Source organism: Phyllobacterium sp. NPDC097923 (genome assembly GCF_044760925.1).
Lineage (GTDB): Bacteria > Pseudomonadota > Alphaproteobacteria > Rhizobiales > Rhizobiaceae > Phyllobacterium > Phyllobacterium calauticae.
In genome coordinates this window covers 46,673-65,441 of record NZ_JBIWBL010000006.1, presented here as the reverse complement: position 1 = coordinate 65,441, position 18,769 = coordinate 46,673, and the positions used below count along the sequence as shown (strand labels likewise).

The following is an 18,769-nucleotide window of genomic DNA, read 5'->3' as shown; positions in this document are numbered from 1 at the left end:
GGTTCATCAGGATCCCGTCTGTGCGAACCCGTTCGACGGCGCCAACGACGCCTGCCAGCGGCTGTAGAGATCGCGAATACCGGCCTCCAGCTCGATGCGGGGATGCCATCCCATAGCCTCCATCTGCGACGAATCCAGCAGCTTTCGCGGCGCTCCGTCCGGCTTCGACGTATCGAAATCCACGGAACCCCGATAGCCCACGATCCTGGCAACCAGGAGCGCAAGGTCATGGATGGAAATCTCCGCACCGGAACCGATATTGATGTGGCTGGCCGAGGCATAGTTTTTCATCAGAAAGACACAGGCATCCGCAAGATCGTCCACGTGGAGAAATTCGCGCCTGGGACTTCCCGTGCCCCATACGACGGCCCTGGGGCTGCCCATCGCTTTGGCCTCATGCATTTTGCGTATCAACGCCGGCAGAACATGGGCCTGCTGCAAATCGAAATTATCATTCTGCCCGTAGAGATTGGTTGGCATGGCTGTAATGAAGCATTGTCCGTATTGACGCGCATAAGCCTCCGCCAGTTTCAGCCCCGCGATCTTGGCAATCGCATAGGCCTCATTCGTCGGCTCAAGGCTTCCTGTCAGCAATGCCTGCTCTTCCATGGGCTGGTCAGCATATTTCGGATAAATGCAGCTTGACCCAAGCCATAGGAGTTTCTCCACATCAAGCCGGTGCGCTGCATGCATGATATTCATGGCGATCATGGTATTCTCGTAGAGGAAATCTGCGGGATGGTGGGCGTTCGCCAGGATTCCGCCCACGCGCGCCGCAGCGATGAAAATGACGTCCGGTCGCGCCACCGCCATCCATTCCTCTGTCTCGCGCTGACGTGTCAAATCGAGCTCGGCGTGATCGATCGTGATGAGGCGGCATTCTTCCCGTCTCAACCGCCGCACCAGAGCGGAGCCTACCATGCCGGTGTGTCCGGCAACCCAGACCCGCTTGCCCCGAAGCGCGAAATTGTGCCGGGACACCTCAACCATAGAAGTCATTGCGGCTTTCTTCCCGCATGATCGTCCGCATATCCGATTCAACCATTTCCGATACGAGATCTTCAAAAGCGGTGGTGTGGCTCCAGCCCAGCTTGATGCGGGCCTTTTCCGGGTTCCCCAACAGCAGGTCAACTTCCGCCGGCCTGAAATAGCGTGGATCGATCTCGATGATCTCCTTGCCGCTCTTGCGGTCGTAGCCGATTTCATCGACGCCGGTACCGCTCCATTCAATGGATTTTCCGACGGTTGAAAACGCTCGTTCGACGAATTCGCGCACCGTATGGGTTTCACCCGTTGCCAGCACATAATCGTCGGGATCATCCTGCTGGAGAATACGCCACATCCCATCGACATAATCGCGTGCATGGCCCCAATCGCGCTTGGCTTCGAGGTTTCCCAGGCGAAGCTTGTCCTGCAATCCACGCTCAATCGCGGCGACTGCACGCGTGATTTTCCTGGTCACGAACGTCTCGCCACGGATCGGGCTTTCGTGGTTGAACAGGATGCCATTTGAGGCGTGAAAGCCATAGGCTTCCCGATAATTGACCGTTATCCAGTAGGCATAGAGCTTGGCCACCGCATAGGGGCTGCGGGGATGAAACGGCGTGCCTTCATGCTGAGGCGCCTCAATGCTTTTGCCGAAGAGCTCCGATGTCGAGGCCTGATAAAAACGGCAGGTCTTTTCGATCTTCATGATGCGCATCGCCTCCAGCAGGCGCAAAGTACCCATCGCGTCCGCATTGGCCGTGTATTCCGGCGTTTCGAAGCTGACCTGCACATGGCTTTGCGCTCCAAGATTGTAAATCTCGTCAGGCTGGATTTCCTGGACCACACGGCAAAGGTTGGTGGCGTCCGTCAAATCACCGAAATGCAGATGAAACCGGACATCGTCATCATGCGGATCCTGATAGAGATGGTCGATACGGGCCGTATTGAACGACGACGATCGACGCTTCAGTCCATGCACGATGTAGCCCTTTTTTAGGAGAAACTCGCTGAGATAGGCTCCATCCTGTCCCGTAACCCCAATGATCAATGCCGTTTTCTCAGTCATTCGCAATTCCCGTCCGTGTGTCCTTGAAGTGTGGTGACAAACGCATTGCCGTGCCGAATTCCATCATGAAGAAGCCCGCCCATCGGCAATGGATGGAAGCCAAGTATAGGTGGCGACATCGAATAGACACTTCGGGAATAGGGATAGGAATGCTGATCGAAAACGGCGATTCCGCCATGTGACGGCCGATAATGGCAAGACGGCATGCACGTCTGTCCGCCTCACCCTCTCCAGAAGGCGTAGGGGCTTAAGCCCCGCCAGGACCGCCTGTAGTGCGTTTGTTGATCTTGCTTGCGCGCGCCGCCACCTGCGAAACTTCATTCCTAGCTTTGCCTGCGGCCATACAAACGGCCCGGGCATAGGAAGGATCCGGAATGAGAATCGTTTTCGCAAACCGCTATTTCCTGCCCGATCAATCGGCCACAAGCCGCATGGTATCCAGCCTGGCGTCCGCGCTTGCGCACCACGGCTTCGACGTCACGGCAATTGCAAGCCGCACACTTCACGACCATTCGGGTGTCGTTCTTCCGGCGGAAGAGATGATTGCCGGCGTTGCAGTGAAACGGCTTTGGGCCACCCGGTTCGGACGCCATCATCTGGCAGGAAGGATCGTTGATTATCTGACATTCCACATATCGGTTTTCATATGGTGCCTGAGGTATCTTCGCTCCGGCGACTTGTTTGTCGTTTGCACCGATCCGCCCTTGCTGTCGGTGACGACCGCCCTGCCGGCCTTGTGGCGCAACGCCCGGATAATAAACTGGGTCATGGATCTTTTCCCCGAAGTCGCCATGGAACTGGAGATGCTTTCGAGTAAAGGCATTCCGGGGAAGATCAGCAAAATGCTGCGCAACTGGTCTATGCGCAAGTCGACCATGATTGTCTGCCCGACCGAAATGATGGCGTCCTATTTGCAAGGCAGTGGCATTCCGGGCGATCGGATTCGTGTCATGCACCATTGGTCGGATGGCAGCGAAATCTATCCGATTCCGCGATCAGACAATGGCCTGAGACGGCACTGGGGACTGCAGGATAAATTCGTCGTTGGTTATTCCGGCAACTTTGGGCGGGCACATGACTTTACCACCCTGATTGAAGCGGCAGCCCTGTTGAAAGACGACAGCGATATACAGTTTCTCCTGGTCGGGGGCGGGCAGCAGCGGGCACATATCGAGGAAATTGCGCAGAAGCGTCAGTTGAAGAACATCCTGTTCAAGCCATTGCAGCCACCGGAAAATATTTCGGAAAGCCTGAGTGCCGCCGACGCCCACATTGTCTCGCTCATTCCCAGGCTTGAGCATTGCATTGTCCCGAGCAAGTTTTACGGCATTCTGGCAGCTGGCCGCCCCACGCTCTTCGTTGGAGCGCCCGATGGGGAAGTGGCAAACGTGATTGCGTCAACCCGGTGCGGAGAGGCCGTTGAAATCGGCGAAAGTCAAAAGCTTGCGGGCCTGATCGTCCAGCTGAAAAACTCCCCCCAGCAATGCACCCAGATGGGGTGCAACGCCCGGGACCTGCTGGAAACGGTCTATTCGCGGGACAACGCAGTGCAGTCATGGTCCGACGTCATGTCTGCGTTTCAGCAACCGGGTACGGATCCGTTGAGGTCCACCATTTTTAGGTCAGCATGATGGGTGGAACAGTTGTCGTCAGTCAGTTGGGCGCGCGAATGCATTATGCCGTCCCCCGCATACTCGCCTCGCAAGGCCGGCTTGCGCATTTTTACACGGACATCTGCGCGACCGATAGCTGGCCCCGCGTGATCAACACCGTGCCCCGATCAATGCTCCTGCCATCCCTCAAGCGCTTGATCGGCCGCGTGCCCAAAGGTGTGGCGCCAGACCTGACCTCTACCTTTCCCGCATTCGGCGTCATCTCGGCAATCCGCCGGCTCCGAGTTACAAATGTGATTGAACAGACAAAGCATGCCGTTTGGGCTGGCACCCATTTCTCACAACTGGTGGCATCCAGCGGATTTCATGGAGCAGCCGGCCTCTACGCTTTCAGCGGCGATGCTCTCGAGCAAATGCAGGCGGCCAAAGCACAGGGCATGTGGACGGCCGTGGAACAGATGATCGCGCCGCGCCAGGTCGTTGAAGAACTTGTTCAACAGGAACAACGCAGTTTTCCCGACTGGGCAGGGAAATATGAAGTGAACCGCTATGCGCAAACCTTCGCCGCACGTGAGAAGGCCGAATGGGCGCTTGCGGACATCATCATCTGTCCGTCCGAATTTGTACGCCGCAACGTCGTCGCTTCCGGCGGACCCTCTGATCGATGCGTCGTCGTACCCTATGGCATCGACTCTGAATTCGAAGACCGCAAGACCATTCGAACGGATGGTCCCCTGCGTGTGCTGACCGTCGGCGAGGTGGGGTTGCGCAAGGGCTCGCCCTATGTGGCCGAGGCGGCAAGGCTGGTTGGACCATCCGCACAGTTCCGCATGGCCGGGCCAACGATACTGTCGGCTGACATCCGGCAGAAGCTGGCTGCCGTAGTGGAACTGCGCGGCATCATACCTCGGTCGGAGATGATAAAGGAATATCAATGGGCGGACGTCTTTCTTCTCCCCTCGATATGTGAAGGCTCCGCCACTGCGATCTACGAAGCGCTCGCCGCAGGTTTGCCGGTCATTTGTACCGAGAACGCCGGAAGCGTCGTCAGGGATGGAATAGACGGCTTCATCGTTCCTATTCGTGATAGCAGGGCGATCGCAGACGCACTCCTGCGGCTTGCAAAAAACCCGGCGTTGCGTGCCCGGATGTCGAGCCAGGCAAAGGAGCGGGCTTCCGAATTCACCGTCGAGCGCTACGGCCAGCGGCTTATGGACGTTCTGGCTCCCCGTCTTCAAAAACAATTCGCGGTGGAACGATAGGTATGGAAATTCACCCCATGCAGCCCTTGTCTGAATGGACGCCAAGCAGGAGAGTTCCGATATGCGTATAGTTCATATCATTTCTTCCATTGATCCTGCGCACGGCGGCCCACAGGGCGGGTGCATCCGTTTGGCAGCGGCACAGTCCAACCAGGGCCATGATGTTCATATCGTCAGTTATGGGGGGCCGGACATACAAAGGCGGGCTTTCAAGGCCGCAGATACTGTCCCGCATTTCGCTTCGATAAAGTGGCATTTGCTGGCGGATCCGGATATCAAAGAGCGCATTCTTTGCCTGCAGGGGCGCAAGCAATTGCAGGCAATTCTGGACACAGCATCCTTCGTCCATGTCCACGGTGTCTGGGAGCCATTGCTCAAGGTGGCGGCAAAAATCGCGCATGGCAAAGGCATTCCATATTGTGTGCAACCGCACGGAATGCTTGACGTGTGGAGCTTGAAACAGAAAGCCCTCAAAAAGCGGATTGCCTTGCTTTTGGGTTATCGCGCAATGCTGAACAACGCCAAATTCATACTGGCGCTGAATGCAGACGAAGCGCAACTGCTGAAACCGCTCGAACTCGCATCGCCCAATCTCATCATTCCCAACGGGGTCTTTCTGGAAGAGTTCGAAGAGCTTCCCTCGCACGGGTTCTTCAAGGAGCGGTTTCCGCTGATCGGCAACAAACGCGTCATTTTATTTCTATCGCGGCTTCATACCAAGAAGGGGCTGGATGTCCTGGCAACGGCTTTCGCCCGCATCGCTAACTCCTATCCCGATGTCGATCTGGTTGTGGCAGGTCCGGATGGTGGCGCGCGCGACGCGTTCATCAATCTGGTCGGGCAGTTGCACCTGAACGACCGCGTTCATTTGGTTGGCGGCCTTTATGGCAAGGACAAGCTGCGCGCCCTGGTTGATGCCACCTGTTTTTGCCTGCCAAGTCGCCAGGAAGGCTTCAGCGTCGCCATTCTCGAAGCGCTTGCGTGTGGATTGCCGGTGGTCATCAGCGACGCCTGTCATTTTCCGGAAGTCCGGTCAGCTCGCGCCGGCGCGGTTGTAACCCTTGCCCCGGATGACGTCGCATCTGGTCTTTGCGATATTCTTAGCGACGCCGGAATGGCACATGCAATGGGCCGAAACGGCCGTCAGCTCGTTCGCGACCAATATACCTGGCCGCAGATCGCCGCATCGACGATCAATGGCTATATGGGGAGCATTCGTCCAACGCTGCCTGCCTCGTAACACGGCATATGGCGGGGTTCACACCGGACCGCCACGCCGTGGCCTCACCGGTTTCGCCGGATTGCCGACATAGATCGTCCACGGATCCAAGGCGCGCGCGGCCACGGCTCTCGCACCAAGGACAGCGCCCTCCCCGATGACGACACCGGGGCCGACAAAGGCTTCTGCAGCCACCCAGGCGTTCGCCTCGATGATGATGGATCGGCTGGTCAGCGGAAAATCACTGTCATCGACGTCATGGGTGCCGGTACACAAATGGGCACGCTGCGAGACGATCGCAAAATCCCCGAACGTTATTTCGGCGACATTGTAACAAAGCACACCTGGCCCCATTGACGCGTGCTGTCCCATCACAAGATTGCCGGGCCACCAAATCCGCGCACTGCCGCGAACAATCGCCGTGGGGTGAATCCGTGCCCCAAAGCGCCTCAGCAACCAGATGCGCCAGCGGCTGCACGGCGAAGGGGTCCAAGCTGCCAGCAGGGTCCAGCAGATCATCCAGCTCAATCGCATCAGCCGGAATCGCAGCGCGAAAGTCGCACCGCCGAAACGAGGCAATGGCTCTCCTGATGTATCCAAGGCTGTATCGGCAAAACGTGATCGCATCGCATTATCTCCCTTAAAACATTGCCTCAGCCGTTCAGCTGCCGATCCGACCATCCAAGTTTAGTGTGATACGACCGGGCGAAGATACAGAGGCGCCGACATGACATGAGATTGCACAGGTGGCGCTTGGGATGCTGGACGCCGCGCCCATGCGAGGGCGGGCACCAGGAAAATCAGCATATGCACCCACACAATCAGCGCCCAATCCGTCTGATGGGAAATGGCATGCATGGCGGGGACGATCGACAGCATGTAGACAATCTGGGCCGTCGTCGCGCCGGCATTCGCGGAGACCCACAATCTTCGGACGATATAGGACAGAAGGAGAAATTTGAGGGCGCCAAAATACCAGAAGGACTGAAAAGCGTCAGCCATTCCTGTTTCAGTAGTACCGGTCAAAGGATTGTACTCGCGCCCCAGAGAGGGAAGTGTTGCCATCAGCGCGGTTTTGAACTTGTCGCCAAAAATCTGTGCGGGAACATAGTTGAAGACAAGGCGATTCCAGTGAAACAAGCCATAGTCGAATTCCAGTGACATATCCGTGTTGTAAACGCGCAATATGGCATTGCGCATTTCCGGTCCGCCGTTTTTCAGCAGATTGTCGAAATTGGATGTGATATCGATCCGGGAGATATCCCCCCAGATGGGTCCCGAGTTGGCGCGTGTTATGTCGCGATAATCGCTCATCGAGCTCATCAGCAACATTCCCATCACAATGCCGATGATAGCGAATGCCCGCGGTACAACCCATGATCTTTGGAACCAATATGCCAGCACGAAGATCGCAATCAGTTCTACCGCTTCAGCCCGCTTGCCGGTCACCACTATCCGGTCGAGATAGAATACGAGATCCACGGCAATGATGATGGCAGCCATCCAGGAAACGCGGCGTGCGAAACATAGCGCAGCAATAGCAAGGCCATAGCTCATGAACCGGGCAAAGAACAGCCATGCCACCGGAGCGCCGCTCATCTGCACGCCGACCGAAACGTCGCCGGGTAATCGGCTCAGTTTGTAGTAGAAATATGCGCCCGTAACCGACAGAAGCAATGAAACAATCAGGAGCTTCCTTTCTTCAAAGGACTGTTGAAGGAAGCGAAGCGGCTGCGCATTCTCCGACCATCCGAGCCAGCACATGATGAGGCAAAGAATCGAGAATGCTATCGTCTTGACATAAGCCCCTTGCGGCAGGAACGGGTCAGCAGCGAGCGCCGGAATCTGCGGCAGGATAAAGCTGAATGTGATGACGCCGACCAGAAACGGAAACTGGTAAAGCCTTTCGCGCTGCAGGAGGCCCCAGCCGATCAGCCAGAGAACGGTAACGAGCATAAGCCATGTGAAAAGCCAGTTCATGCCAACATTCCCATGGCAAAGGTCCGGGCATCGCGTTCGCCGCGATCTTTCCATAACGAGGAGCGCAAGACATACCAGAGGCTCTTCGGGTACTCCTTGAAAATCTGAATGCCGTCCTGCTCGACCGCGATCCGCCACATGGGAACGTCCGGCTCAACAGGAACCGATTGCCATTGGATATTGAACGCGATCTGTTTGAAACTGTTTAGAGCGCGGCGGGAATGAAACCAGCTGGTGACAAGAATAGCTTTGCGCACCTGCATGCGTTGCAGAATGGGATTGGAGAAAAGCGCGTTCTCCCACGTGTTTCTTGACTGGCACTCAACCGTGATTGATCCGGTATCGACGCCAAATTCCAACAGGGATTTGCGTATCCAGTAGCAATCGCCGTCGCCGGTTATCAGAATTTTCTGCGCCATGCCAGCTCGCCACAAGCGCGCGGCCTGTGCGGCGCGAGCAGGCCCGTCCCCGCCCAGAACAACAATAATGTCCGCCCGGGTTGCCGGGTTGCGCACGCTCAGCAGCGTGTTGGCGAATACAATTGCCAGGGGATAGCTGCACAGGGCAAACAGTCCCAGGAAAAGGATGGCGGCGAACCTCCAGCGGCGAACCAGACCACCGCGTCGACGCTTCGAGATGGAAGCTGGCAGCGGCGTCATATCGAAAGACCATGTTCGCGGCGGCGCTGCTCCTGAATCTTGATCACAATCATGTACTCGTAAGCGGCAATAAGCCGGCAATAATGGTAGCCTTGCCATCCATCCAGGAATCCGCCTCGCAACAGATACATATAGACAAAGCGGGCCGCTGGACGGAACGGCACCCGATAGGACAGTTCCTTGAGCGCTCTGCGGCGAGCTTCAGGAGCCGGGCTGAAAAAGTCCTTCCATGGGATGCCTCTGTCGCGCAGGATCTGCAGCGACTCCTTCGCCTCAAAACCGGAATACCTGTTATGTTTGTCAAACCAGGCAGTCAGGCCCTTGCTGAAACTGTAATGGATGAAATGGGAGTTCAGCCGTCCTGTGGGACCGTCACCCACGCAACGCGAATGGCACTCGCGCTCATATCTCACCCGCTCCGGGCGGCACAGCCGCGTTATCCATGTCGGATAAAGACTGCTGTGCTTGACCCAGCGTCCCATGAACATGTTCTTGTAGCGGACGCGGAAAAGTGCCTCCGGCCGGTCTGGATCACGCGCTATCGCCAGCATTTCGTCGCGTAGATCATCAGGCGTAATTTCGTCCGCGTCCGGCATGTAGACCCACGGATGCTTGAACTCTATTTCCTTGAGGCCGTACATGCGCTGCTTGGTTTCAGTTTCATATTTGTGCTGATAAATCCGCGCGCCTGCCTTTCGGGCTATTTCGAGCGTTTGATCGGTGCTGAAGGAATCCAGAATGACGATGTCGTCACACCAGGACAGTGATGCCAGACAGGCCGGAAGACTTGCTTCCTCATTTAGCGTCATGATCAGGACAGATACTGACACGTGAACACTCCATTCGTAGGTGCTAAACCGGGTCCGACAATATGCCGGGTTTCGGTTGCGCCGATTGATGATTTGTGCCGAAGTTCTTGCTCGCCTCCGCGCGGAGAAGAACTGGCGCAACAGGATTGAGCTGGCCCATAGTTACCGGACGCATACGGACGGTGTTGCTGGTGCCATTCGACACGAAGACAAACGCCGAATGAATGATGACCGGTATGAACAGTCCAAATGTCATGAGGTAATTGGAGGCTCCCAACAGAACACCGACGGCCCCGACGCCACCGCAGATCGCAGACGATGCCACAATGATGTTTGTGGTCATCGCGTGGGAATGCGACCTATCCAGCAGCAAGTGATGCAGATGCCAGCGATCAGCCGTTAGCGGATTGCGCCCCGCATGCAGCCTTCTCACGATAAGACTGATGGTATCTGTGACCGGCACAATGACGATCCAGAGCAAGACAGGAAAGGCAATCTCGCTCTGGCGCGACAAAGTGATGATCAAATAGGCAATGGCTGCACCCAGCGCTGTACTGCCGGCATCGCCAAGAAATATTTTGGCCCGTGCAGACCAGGGGCTTCGCATGTTGAACAGGAGAAAACCGCAAACCGCAGCGAGAAGAACAAGGCCGGAAACGCCCAGTTCTCCAAGCCCCTTATAAAACGAAAGCAGACTTATCCAGAAAAGGGCAGCTGCAGCACAACCACCTGCAAGTCCATCCACGCCATCAATCATGTTCCATGAATTGACCAGCCCAATAACGAACAGAATAGCAATGATTGTGAGGACAGGCAGCGCTGAACCAATAAGGGCGAGCGGCAGCATGTTTGCTACATAGATACTCGGTGCTGCCAGCGGGATTATCAGAATGGCGCTTGCCAAGAGTTGCACAACGAGCCGCGTTCGAGCCGAAAGTTCCGTTCGATCGTCCATCACGCCGATGCCCAAGATTATCAGAATCCCGATCCAGAAACTGACCGGAAAAGGCGCTACGCCTCGGGAGAAAAGACTGACCAGAAAAAATGCGGAAAAGATCGCGATCCCGCCACACAACGGAACAACGTTTTCGTGTTGTTTTCGGCTATCCGGATAATCGACGAGCGCCAATGTATGGGAAGCCTTTTTGAGAAATCCTATAAGCAATACTGTCATTGACAGCGTTGCAAAACAGCTGGTGAACCAGAACAACAAGGTCTACCCCCACTTGGTCGTGCATTCACCAATGCCAAGTGTCATCACCTTCATTGTTGACGTGAATGCTTTTCCCAAAAAGGTAGCGCGACGCTCGAACCAATTCCATTTAGGAGAAAAGACGAGAAGGTCCGCCTGAAGTATGAGGTAGCATGGACCTTTTGAGTACGGTCACAAACACGGTTGCCATTATTTCTGCCCGGCACCGCATTTCCTTCACATACTTCGCGAGCAAGGCCTACTAAATCTTTGGTATAACAAGCCTATCAGACTATATTTCCCCCGCAGGTAAAAACTTTGAACTACCGGAACTATGACCTCGGCCTGAATAAGCAAACTATCTGGCCTATCTGAAACAGCTCCAAATAATCAATCTTCGTAGTCAAGTCACGCCCGCGTCACTCTCAAATAACTAAGTTAATCTTTATTAATGCCAGATGTGCATTTCCACGTAGATCAATCTTATTGATTACTTGGGTAAAAAATAACAGAAAAAACAAAAAACTTGCAGGTCTATTCCTGCCAAAAATGGGGGCAAGTATGAACGGTAATGTACCTTTTAATATAAGTGAATGCGTGACCTACGAACCCGGAAAGAACTTTGAAAGCAAATCTGAAAATGCCATCTTCATTTATGCTGAAACGGGGGTCGTCTTTCAAGGACTTGTGAAGTCACTGGAAAGAACATTCGCTGATATTCGGATAACACTGTCGAGTTTTCTGCCGGACTCCCAGGACCCTGACATGGGCGTTGGATTGGTCCTTTTGCAGACCGAGCTGATCACCGACCTCCCGGATTGTATTGAACGCTGCAGGACATGTTTTCCGAATGCATCCATCACGCTCATGATCAATGGCGACGGATTTGCATCGCAGGGGTTGAACAGGTTGTTCTGCGACCGAAGAATCCAGGGACTGCTTCCGTTTACCTTGAAGCTCGACATCTGGCTGGCTGCCATATGGCTGCTGCTCAATGGCGGTGAATATTACCCATACGGTGCCATGCAATCGCTGGAAAAACTGGCGAAGGACGGCCACGCCCGCCATACACAACCGTCCCTGGTGGAGGGTAAAAGGGGACCGATGTCCGGCACCAAGCCAATCGATACATTGACGTTGCGCGAACATCAAATTCTCGAGCTTCTCTCCGAAGGGCTGCAAAACAAGACCATCGCTGACCGGCTCAGCCTTTCCGACCACACGGTCAAAGTCCATGTTCACAATCTCATTCGGAAGCTCAAGGTGCACAACCGCACACAGGCCGCGGCAGTATACCGTAATCACCTTGATCATGAATCTCTGCAATCGGCCTTCAGCCGCAATACCGAGCGAGCCTTCAGCCGCAATACGGAGATAACGGAATTAATGATCAATATCTGAAGGAGAGCGCCGTGAACCGGCCTGTCTCAGAATGACATGGCGCTCTTCGGATTGTTCAGCCCAACCGAACCCATCCCCACGCAACAAATGTCGGATGTTGGCTTATGAACCTGCTTTCTCCGCCGGCGGCGGGCCGTCAAACGACCTTGACCATCGACATTGTGCATGCCCTGCGCCGCGGCCGGGCCATACACAATGTCGATGCGAGTTGGATGAGCGGGCTTGGCGCGCATTCGTCAACGGCGATACGCACTGACGCGGAATACTCCCCAACATTGCCGACATCACTCAATGTAAATATATTTCCAGTATCTTTGGTATATAAGCACTATATTTTGTATTCATATATTTATGGAAAATCATAAATATATGAATACCAAATAATTTAAAAATAAAATACAATGAATCAATAAAATTGACTTATTTATAATTGATTCGTTATATCACCCATTCGCGCCCAGCTTGAAGCAATCCAAGGCCGAACGCATTTTATATCAAAATCAACCATTTCGGGGTAATTTTAAGCTCATCATACATCATTGGGTGAAATGACGACCACCCTGCTTAATTCCAATTTATTACGACTTAGGTTGATAATTACTATAGAGAACTACTGCAAGCTATAGTAGATTTGATTGCGAGGACAGGAAGTAAACAACAATAATACGCATCTCTAATCATAAATAAGGGTGACATACGGGGGCTTTAGCCATCATGCGGTTGACGGTTTTAGGAGAGGCTACGGTTAGTATCGGCGGGCACTTGGTCCCGCGCGCACCTACGAACTTCCTGCGCATTGTCACCTACATCCTCCTGGAGAGCAACCGCCACTCGGTATCGCGCGCTAAACTGGCACAAATACTCTGGTCGGAAACTGACCAAGCCCACGCGAGCATGAACTTGCGTCAAAGCCTCGCGCGCATTCGCAGATTTCAGGAACAATTCGGCATCACCCTTATTGAAAGCGATGCTGCCTATGTCAGGCTCAATCTAGCCTCCGTCAGTCAAGGCCTTCTCGAAATAGACCTTGTCGAGTTTTTCAACTGCGCCGAACAAGGAGGCCCAGAATCCGCCCTCAAGATTTCCGAACTTTATCACGGCGATCTTCTGGCGCAGAATGAACCAGACAACTCTGATTTCGATGAATGGCTGGATATCAAACGCGCTAAACTTCGTGACGACGTGATCCTTACTCTACGGTCCGGTCTTGATCTGCCCCATTTCAACATCGATGAGAGGCGGCAATGTGCACGCAAGCTGATCGAAATCGATCCCTACCAGGAGATGGGCTATCGCACGCTCATGCAAACTGCATCCCAACTCGGGATGATCACAATGATCGAGAGAACCTTCCGGGAATGCGCTAAAAAATTACGCGATGACCTGGATATCGATCCAGAGGCCGAAACAATCGAGCTTTACCAGAATCTCCATTCGAAACGATCTCTCAACCTGCCGCAAGTTGTCAGTCATGCACCGCTGCTGGGGTCTTTGTCTCTCAATGATGCGGACCATCACCGGTCGTATTTTCTTCAGCCGTCAAATACACTCGAATTATCGAAGCAACCCATACTGCCGAAAATCATTGTATTGTATCTGCCGCAAACCCTTGCAGACCCCATGGAGCAATTGGCCGCTTCTCTGGTTGACGATATCACGATAGGACTATGCCGGTTGCGTACACTGTCAGTGGTTGCGCCTTATACGTCCATCCGGGTTGTCACGGAATCCAGCATCAATGGCTTTTCTGACCTTCACGAACAATTGGGTGTGGACTTTGTTTTCGACAGCAGGCTCATGCGCGGCGATGGCTTTTGTTTCCTGTCGGTAAAACTCATCAACACGCGTACGCGGGAGATCGTCTGGGCGGAAAAGCAGAAATTTGATTATACATTGCCCGAACAGCAGTACCGCCATCTGTCCATGCGCATCGTTCTATCCATCGTTTCCACCATCGAAAGAGAAGAGCTGGATCGCTACAACAGGCTGATTCAGAATCCCGATGCCTATTACTGGTACCTTGTCGGCAAGCGAGAGATCGACAGCCTGGATCTTACAAAAGTCCGCACGGCGCGGGACGCTTTCAAGAACGCCTTGACCGCAGCGCCAGACTTTGTGCCGGCGCTGAGCGGTGTCGCGCGAACGATGCAGCGCGAATGGCTTGTTCTGGCGCGCAATGAAAAGGATATTCTGCTCGAGGGCGAGCAGATCGCCAAGAAAGCCGCGCCAAACGACCCGGATGACGAGCGCCCTTTGCGTGAGCTTGGCACCATCAATATGTATCTTGGCAAGTATGACGAAAGTCTGGAATATTTTGATCAGAGCGAAGCGCTCAACCCGCAACACGCCGACCTTCTTGCTGATTATGCCGATGCCTTGACCCATTCCGGCGAGCTTGAGTTGGCTCTCAGCAAAATCCAGCATGCGATCGCTTTAAACCCGCTGGCACCGGATTATTACTATTGGGTCGGCGCAGGCACCTTTCACTATCTCGATCGTTATGCCGAGGCCATCGCGTTTATTCAGAAGATGAAAAACCCGCGAGCGGCAGCCCGCTTGATGGCTGCGTGCTGTGCAAGATTGGGTGAACACGAACAAGCCGCAGAATACAGAAACTATGCTCTGCAAGATAACCCGTCGTTCCGAATTGATGAATGGGTAAAGTCGATGAGCCTCAGAGTGCCTGCCCACCGTAGGATGTATGAAGAATCTTTACGCGAAGCGGGATTCCAGTGACAAAACGTCCAATCCAAACAGGGGAAAACATGCATGGAAAAGTATTTTATCATCGGGGAAGCCGGGACTGATGAACTTTGGCTTGTTAACACGAGCGAAAGCCGCGTTGAGAAGTTGAGCGGCATTGCTGCAGGACCCGTTATCGAAACAATCAATACAGCTCGGAAAAACGGATTGACGCTCATCAAGGGCATAAGTATCGCGATCGCCACAAATAGCCGAACGGGCGCGGATGTGAAAATGTCAGTTACTGACCCGACAGTTAAGTAAAATAGAAATGTCGTTGGATAAGAAAGCTCATCAATAATAATGAATTGATCTAGAAACGAATCAACGTACGGTTGCTATGTGGTTCTCCTTCATGGAAAGGTTACTCGCATGGCAAAGTTTTACATTATCGATGAGCCCGAGACAGACACGCTTTGGCTGGTCAATCTGGAAGAAAAAACCGTTGAGAGTCTTGATCGGAGCATGATTGAATGCTCTGGATCGGCCGGGCACGACTTCATAAAGACTATAAGTAGCCGTTCAGAAAACATAATGATTACTGAAGGTTACAGGAACGGACCCTCAGAAAGACTATCGTCCGCGAGCCCCTTGCAATAGGCTGCGCTATTCCAGAGGATCATCGCATTTATCGATATGGTCACGATGATATCGGTTCGCTGGAGTAACAATGGAGCAATTGGCCGAGACTTCAATTCTGGATAGGCTGGCGGCGGACGAAGTGAATCTTTGTTCCGCCGCCAATGTGGAACATCAGTCTTCGACAAGATTGATGGACGCAGATTTGACGGTGCAGAAATTGCGCCCGTATTTTTCCCGTTTGGGTATTGTCCGGCTGGCAGAGACAACAGGGCTGGACCGGATAGGAATCCCCGTGTGGATGGCGGTTCGCCCGAACAGCAAGACCCTGGCGGTAAGCCAGGGCAAGGGGATCACCACAGCTCACGCGCGCGCTTCCGCTGTGATGGAAGCGGCTGAGATTGCCATAGCCGAAAACATACCGCTCGCGTCGATCAACGCCGCCCGCCGGGATTTACTGCATGCCGGCAAAGCAGTCTTTGACGGCCGGATGCTGGTCATGAAGGACGCTGATGAGCCTGCGTCCGACGCGGTTGATGAATGGCTCGAGGGCTATGACCTTCTGAAAAAAAGCAAGGTTTTCGTTCCGAGAGAACTCGTATCACTGGATTTTACATCGGCGCGAAAGTCTCGCCATTACTGCCAGTCAACCGATGGCCTTGCCTCGGGCAACTGCCTGCTTGAAGCTGTTATTCATGGCCTGTGCGAGCGGGTTGAACGCGATGCCACCGAATTATGGCGTTTCAAGCGTGACGGCGCAGTCCATGCCCAATGCGTTGACCCCGCCGTGTTCTCAGATGCCGGCATCAGCTGGCTGGCGGAGAGGATTACGCAGGCGGGTTTTCTGCTGCGTCTTTTCGATATTCGTTCCGATATTGACCTTCCGGTATTCATGGCAACCATCAACCCCGTCGCACGGAAGGGCACCTATCTGCATTTCGATCTTGCTGCGGGTTATGGTTGCCACCTGTCGCCGCGCGTGGCCGCCATGCGGGCGATCACCGAAGCGGCCCAGACGCGTATCACCAATATTTCAGGCGCGCGGGATGATTTCGACCCCTCGGAATATGCACAGCGCCTCGCTCCGGACCTTGGTGTTTATATAAACGCAGAGCCAAGGGCTCATTGGCAGTTTGATGAACCGGTGCCGTCTCAGCGCGCTCGTCTCGATACTTATCTCGACCCTTTGCGCAAACGCGGTATCGGCAGTGTGATCGTTGTTCCGCTCGGCGGCGAAGAGTGCGGAATGTCGGTTTGCCGCGTCCTGATCAATGAGCTGGAAAGTCCGGCCGGCATACGCAAACATCGCTTTGGTGGAAGGGCGTTGAACGCCATGTTGCTGCAATGAAGATCCTGTTTGCAGGCCCAAGTCTTTCGGGAACCGAGTTTGTACCGCTGCGCTCAAACGAAGACCGGTTGCTGCCCCATCTTTCATTGACATGTCGAGGCCCTGCGAAGTGCGGTGATCTCACCCGTGCGGTGGACGAAGGTTACAACGTGATCGGGTTGATCGACGGCCGATTTGAGGACGTTGCTGCGGTCTGGCACAAGGAAATACTGTATGCGCTTTCGCGCGGCGTTACGGTCCTCGGCGCAGCGAGCATGGGCGCGCTGCGCGCTGCCGAATGTCATCCATTCGGTATGATCGGTATCGGGGATGTTTTTGCGCGCTACGCTTTCGGCGGACTGGAAGACGACGCCGCAGTGGCACAAGTGCACGCGCCGGCCGAGTTTGGCTATACCGCCTTCACGGAAGCCATGGTCACTATAGATGCCACCCTGGATGCCGCATTGGCTGCGTCGGCGATCGTTCCCGAGGAACATGCGCTGATCCGCGACAAAGCCAATGCAGTGTTCTTCAAGGACAGGAGCTGGGCTTGTATATTCGACGTCCTGGCTTCCGATATCGCTCACGCCGCCGAACGGCTGAAACCTTTCATTCGCAATGTCAAAAGACAGGATGCACAAGCCTTGTTGAAAGTGCTGCTCGAAGGTAAACACCCGGACGAAGCCAAGAAGTCAGGGGAGCCTCTTACCGGCTGGTTGTTCAACGAAACGACGCAGTGGCAAAAACTCCGGGCTCAGCACTGAGGCGATCAACCGGGGCGGCAAAAAGCCTATCCTTGGAAGATGTAAGCGCCAGCACATCTTAGATGTATGATCCCTCCTCCAAAAGGATGCGGCTTTCGCTCCTGGTTGGTTTTTTTCAGCACCCAGTAGGCCGATTTCAGCATCGGACAGCCGCCAAAATCCAAAGCGTTTCCCGCCGTGCTTTCCTATAGGATGGTCATCGGAATATTTGGATTGAAAGTTGCACTGTAACCACGGAGGGGACTATGTCACCAACTACAGAGCGGCACCGGCCACTCAGCCACGCGCGACGACACTTTCTTGGCGTGGTGGTTTCCACAAGCGTCAAGGTCGCGGCAATCACCGGCCTGGCCACGGCCATGTCTTCCCTCCCCGCGCGGGCTATGGGACGGAAATGGTGGAGACATAGCGGCGAGCCCAGCCATAACCCGGGCGGCAACAATCAAAACTGTTTTCTGCGGGGGACATCCATCAAGACTCCGACAGGTGAGGTTTGCATTGAAAATCTTCAGATCGGCGATACCGTTGAAACCATGAACGGCAAAGCTGCCAGCGTGAGATGGATAGGGCGCCAGGTTTACAAAAGGAACAGCCCGTCCTGGGCAGCCAGCGTGATGCCAATCCGTATTTCACGCCACGCTTTTGATCAACGAACACCCCACTCGGATCTCTACCTCTCCCCCAATCACGCGCTGTATATCGATGGCGTTCTCATCCGTGCAAAAGACCTGGTCAACGGCCTCTCCATTGCACCATCCCTTCCCGCTGACCGTCAGATCATCGAATATTTCCACATTGTGCTTGATACCCATGAGGTGATCTTCGCCGAGGGCGCACCTGCCGAAACCTTCCTGCTTCGCGACAGCAATCATGAAAGCTTTACAAACTTCGCTGAATACACGCGGCTCTACCCTGCAGGCCTCTGCCCACCCATGGTGCCGTTCGCACCGATCGTTGGTTATGAGGGCGGGCGCGAGAACCTGATGGCTCTTCTGCGTCTCGGCATACCCCGTTTCATGGGCTTGCGTGACCCGGTTCAGCGCGCCCGCGACAGGTTTGACCTGCGTGCACAGGAAACCGCCGGCGCAGGCCAACTGCACGACACCGCCTAAGCGCGTAGCGCCACGGCAAGAATGCGGTCATACGCAACAGGTTGAGTTTTATAAGCA

At 54.4% G+C, this 18,769-nt stretch carries 17 protein-coding genes; 10 read left to right on the top strand and 7 right to left on the bottom strand.

Translation table 11 applies throughout. The features are described from left to right. Positions 1–6 precede the first annotated feature (6 nt). Together ACIQWS_RS22160 and gmd are read right to left on the bottom strand one after the other, a co-directional pair. Positions 7–999, bottom strand: a complete 993-nt coding sequence (locus ACIQWS_RS22160) for a GDP-L-fucose synthase family protein (RefSeq protein ID WP_403184370.1) — start codon at positions 997–999, stop codon at positions 7–9. Further along, positions 983–2,053, bottom strand: a complete 1,071-nt coding sequence (gene gmd / locus ACIQWS_RS22155) for a GDP-mannose 4,6-dehydratase (RefSeq protein WP_403184367.1) — start codon at positions 2,051–2,053, stop codon at positions 983–985. The genes ACIQWS_RS22160 and gmd overlap by 17 nt, the downstream gene beginning before the upstream one ends. Before the next feature lie 374 nt (positions 2,054–2,427). Between gmd and ACIQWS_RS22150 the strand changes: the two genes are divergently transcribed. Genes ACIQWS_RS22150 through ACIQWS_RS22140 form a run of 3 tightly spaced genes read left to right on the top strand, consistent with a single transcriptional unit; the run spans position 2,428 to position 6,168 of the window. Then, positions 2,428–3,684 carry a glycosyltransferase family 4 protein gene (locus tag ACIQWS_RS22150; RefSeq protein WP_403184364.1) on the top strand — a complete coding sequence of 419 codons (1,257 nt, stop codon included), beginning with the start codon at positions 2,428–2,430 and terminating at the stop codon, positions 3,682–3,684. Beyond that, positions 3,684–4,928, top strand: coding sequence for a glycosyltransferase family 4 protein (locus tag ACIQWS_RS22145; RefSeq protein ID WP_403184362.1), 1,245 nt, complete (start codon positions 3,684–3,686; stop codon positions 4,926–4,928). The genes ACIQWS_RS22150 and ACIQWS_RS22145 overlap by 1 nt, the downstream gene beginning before the upstream one ends. 34 nt (positions 4,929–4,962) lie before the next feature. Further along, on the top strand, positions 4,963–6,168 hold the full coding sequence (locus ACIQWS_RS22140) for a glycosyltransferase (RefSeq protein ID WP_403184360.1): 1,206 nt from the start codon (positions 4,963–4,965) through the stop codon (positions 6,166–6,168). An 18-nt stretch (positions 6,169–6,186) separates the two neighbouring features. Here the strand turns inward: ACIQWS_RS22140 and ACIQWS_RS22135 are convergent, their stop codons facing one another. Genes ACIQWS_RS22135 through ACIQWS_RS22115 form a run of 5 tightly spaced genes read right to left on the bottom strand, consistent with a single transcriptional unit; the run spans position 6,187 to position 10,769 of the window. Further along, complete coding sequence (locus tag ACIQWS_RS22135) at positions 6,187–6,774, bottom strand: putative colanic acid biosynthesis acetyltransferase (protein WP_403184357.1); 588 nt, start codon at positions 6,772–6,774, stop codon at positions 6,187–6,189. Between the two features lie 60 nt (positions 6,775–6,834). Continuing rightward, entirely contained in the window at positions 6,835–8,127 is a 1,293-nt protein-coding gene (locus ACIQWS_RS22130) for a hypothetical protein (RefSeq protein ID WP_403184355.1), read from the bottom strand. Continuing rightward, positions 8,124–8,786, bottom strand: a complete 663-nt coding sequence (locus ACIQWS_RS22125; RefSeq protein ID WP_403184353.1) for a YdcF family protein — start codon at positions 8,784–8,786, stop codon at positions 8,124–8,126. Before ACIQWS_RS22125 ends, ACIQWS_RS22130 begins: the two co-directional genes overlap by 4 nt. Continuing rightward, complete coding sequence (locus ACIQWS_RS22120) at positions 8,783–9,616, bottom strand: glycosyltransferase family 2 protein (RefSeq protein ID WP_403184351.1); 834 nt, start codon at positions 9,614–9,616, stop codon at positions 8,783–8,785. The genes ACIQWS_RS22125 and ACIQWS_RS22120 overlap by 4 nt, the downstream gene beginning before the upstream one ends. Before the next feature lie 22 nt (positions 9,617–9,638). Next, complete coding sequence (locus tag ACIQWS_RS22115; RefSeq protein ID WP_403184347.1) at positions 9,639–10,769, bottom strand: MraY family glycosyltransferase; 1,131 nt, start codon at positions 10,767–10,769, stop codon at positions 9,639–9,641. 579 nt (positions 10,770–11,348) lie between these two features. Between ACIQWS_RS22115 and ACIQWS_RS22110 the strand changes: the two genes are divergently transcribed. The 7 genes from ACIQWS_RS22110 to ACIQWS_RS22080 all read left to right on the top strand — a co-directional run bounded on the left by ACIQWS_RS22110 (position 11,349) and on the right by ACIQWS_RS22080 (position 18,712). Continuing rightward, entirely contained in the window at positions 11,349–12,188 is an 840-nt protein-coding gene (locus ACIQWS_RS22110) for a LuxR C-terminal-related transcriptional regulator (RefSeq protein ID WP_403184345.1), read from the top strand. A gap of 104 nt (positions 12,189–12,292) precedes the next feature. Then, the gene (locus tag ACIQWS_RS22105) at positions 12,293–12,553 is read left to right on the top strand and encodes a hypothetical protein (RefSeq protein ID WP_403184342.1); all 261 of its coding nucleotides are present in this window, start codon (positions 12,293–12,295) and stop codon (positions 12,551–12,553) included. 349 nt (positions 12,554–12,902) lie between these two features. Beyond that, entirely contained in the window at positions 12,903–14,924 is a 2,022-nt protein-coding gene (locus ACIQWS_RS22100) for a BTAD domain-containing putative transcriptional regulator (RefSeq protein ID WP_403184339.1), read from the top strand. 33 nt (positions 14,925–14,957) lie between these two features. Further along, positions 14,958–15,194 (top strand): hypothetical protein, encoded by a 237-nt coding sequence (locus ACIQWS_RS22095; RefSeq protein WP_403184336.1) that lies wholly within the window; start codon positions 14,958–14,960, stop codon positions 15,192–15,194. Positions 15,195–15,600: 406 nt separating this feature from the next. Continuing rightward, complete coding sequence (locus tag ACIQWS_RS22090) at positions 15,601–16,857, top strand: YcaO-like family protein (RefSeq protein WP_403184334.1); 1,257 nt, start codon at positions 15,601–15,603, stop codon at positions 16,855–16,857. Then, the gene (locus tag ACIQWS_RS22085; RefSeq protein WP_403184332.1) at positions 16,854–17,600 is read left to right on the top strand and encodes a TfuA-like protein; all 747 of its coding nucleotides are present in this window, start codon (positions 16,854–16,856) and stop codon (positions 17,598–17,600) included. Before ACIQWS_RS22090 ends, ACIQWS_RS22085 begins: the two co-directional genes overlap by 4 nt. A 245-nt stretch (positions 17,601–17,845) precedes the next feature. Then, positions 17,846–18,712: a Hint domain-containing protein gene (locus tag ACIQWS_RS22080; protein ID WP_403184330.1), complete on the top strand. Its 867-nt coding sequence runs from the start codon at positions 17,846–17,848 to the stop codon at positions 18,710–18,712. Positions 18,713–18,769 lie beyond the last annotated feature (57 nt).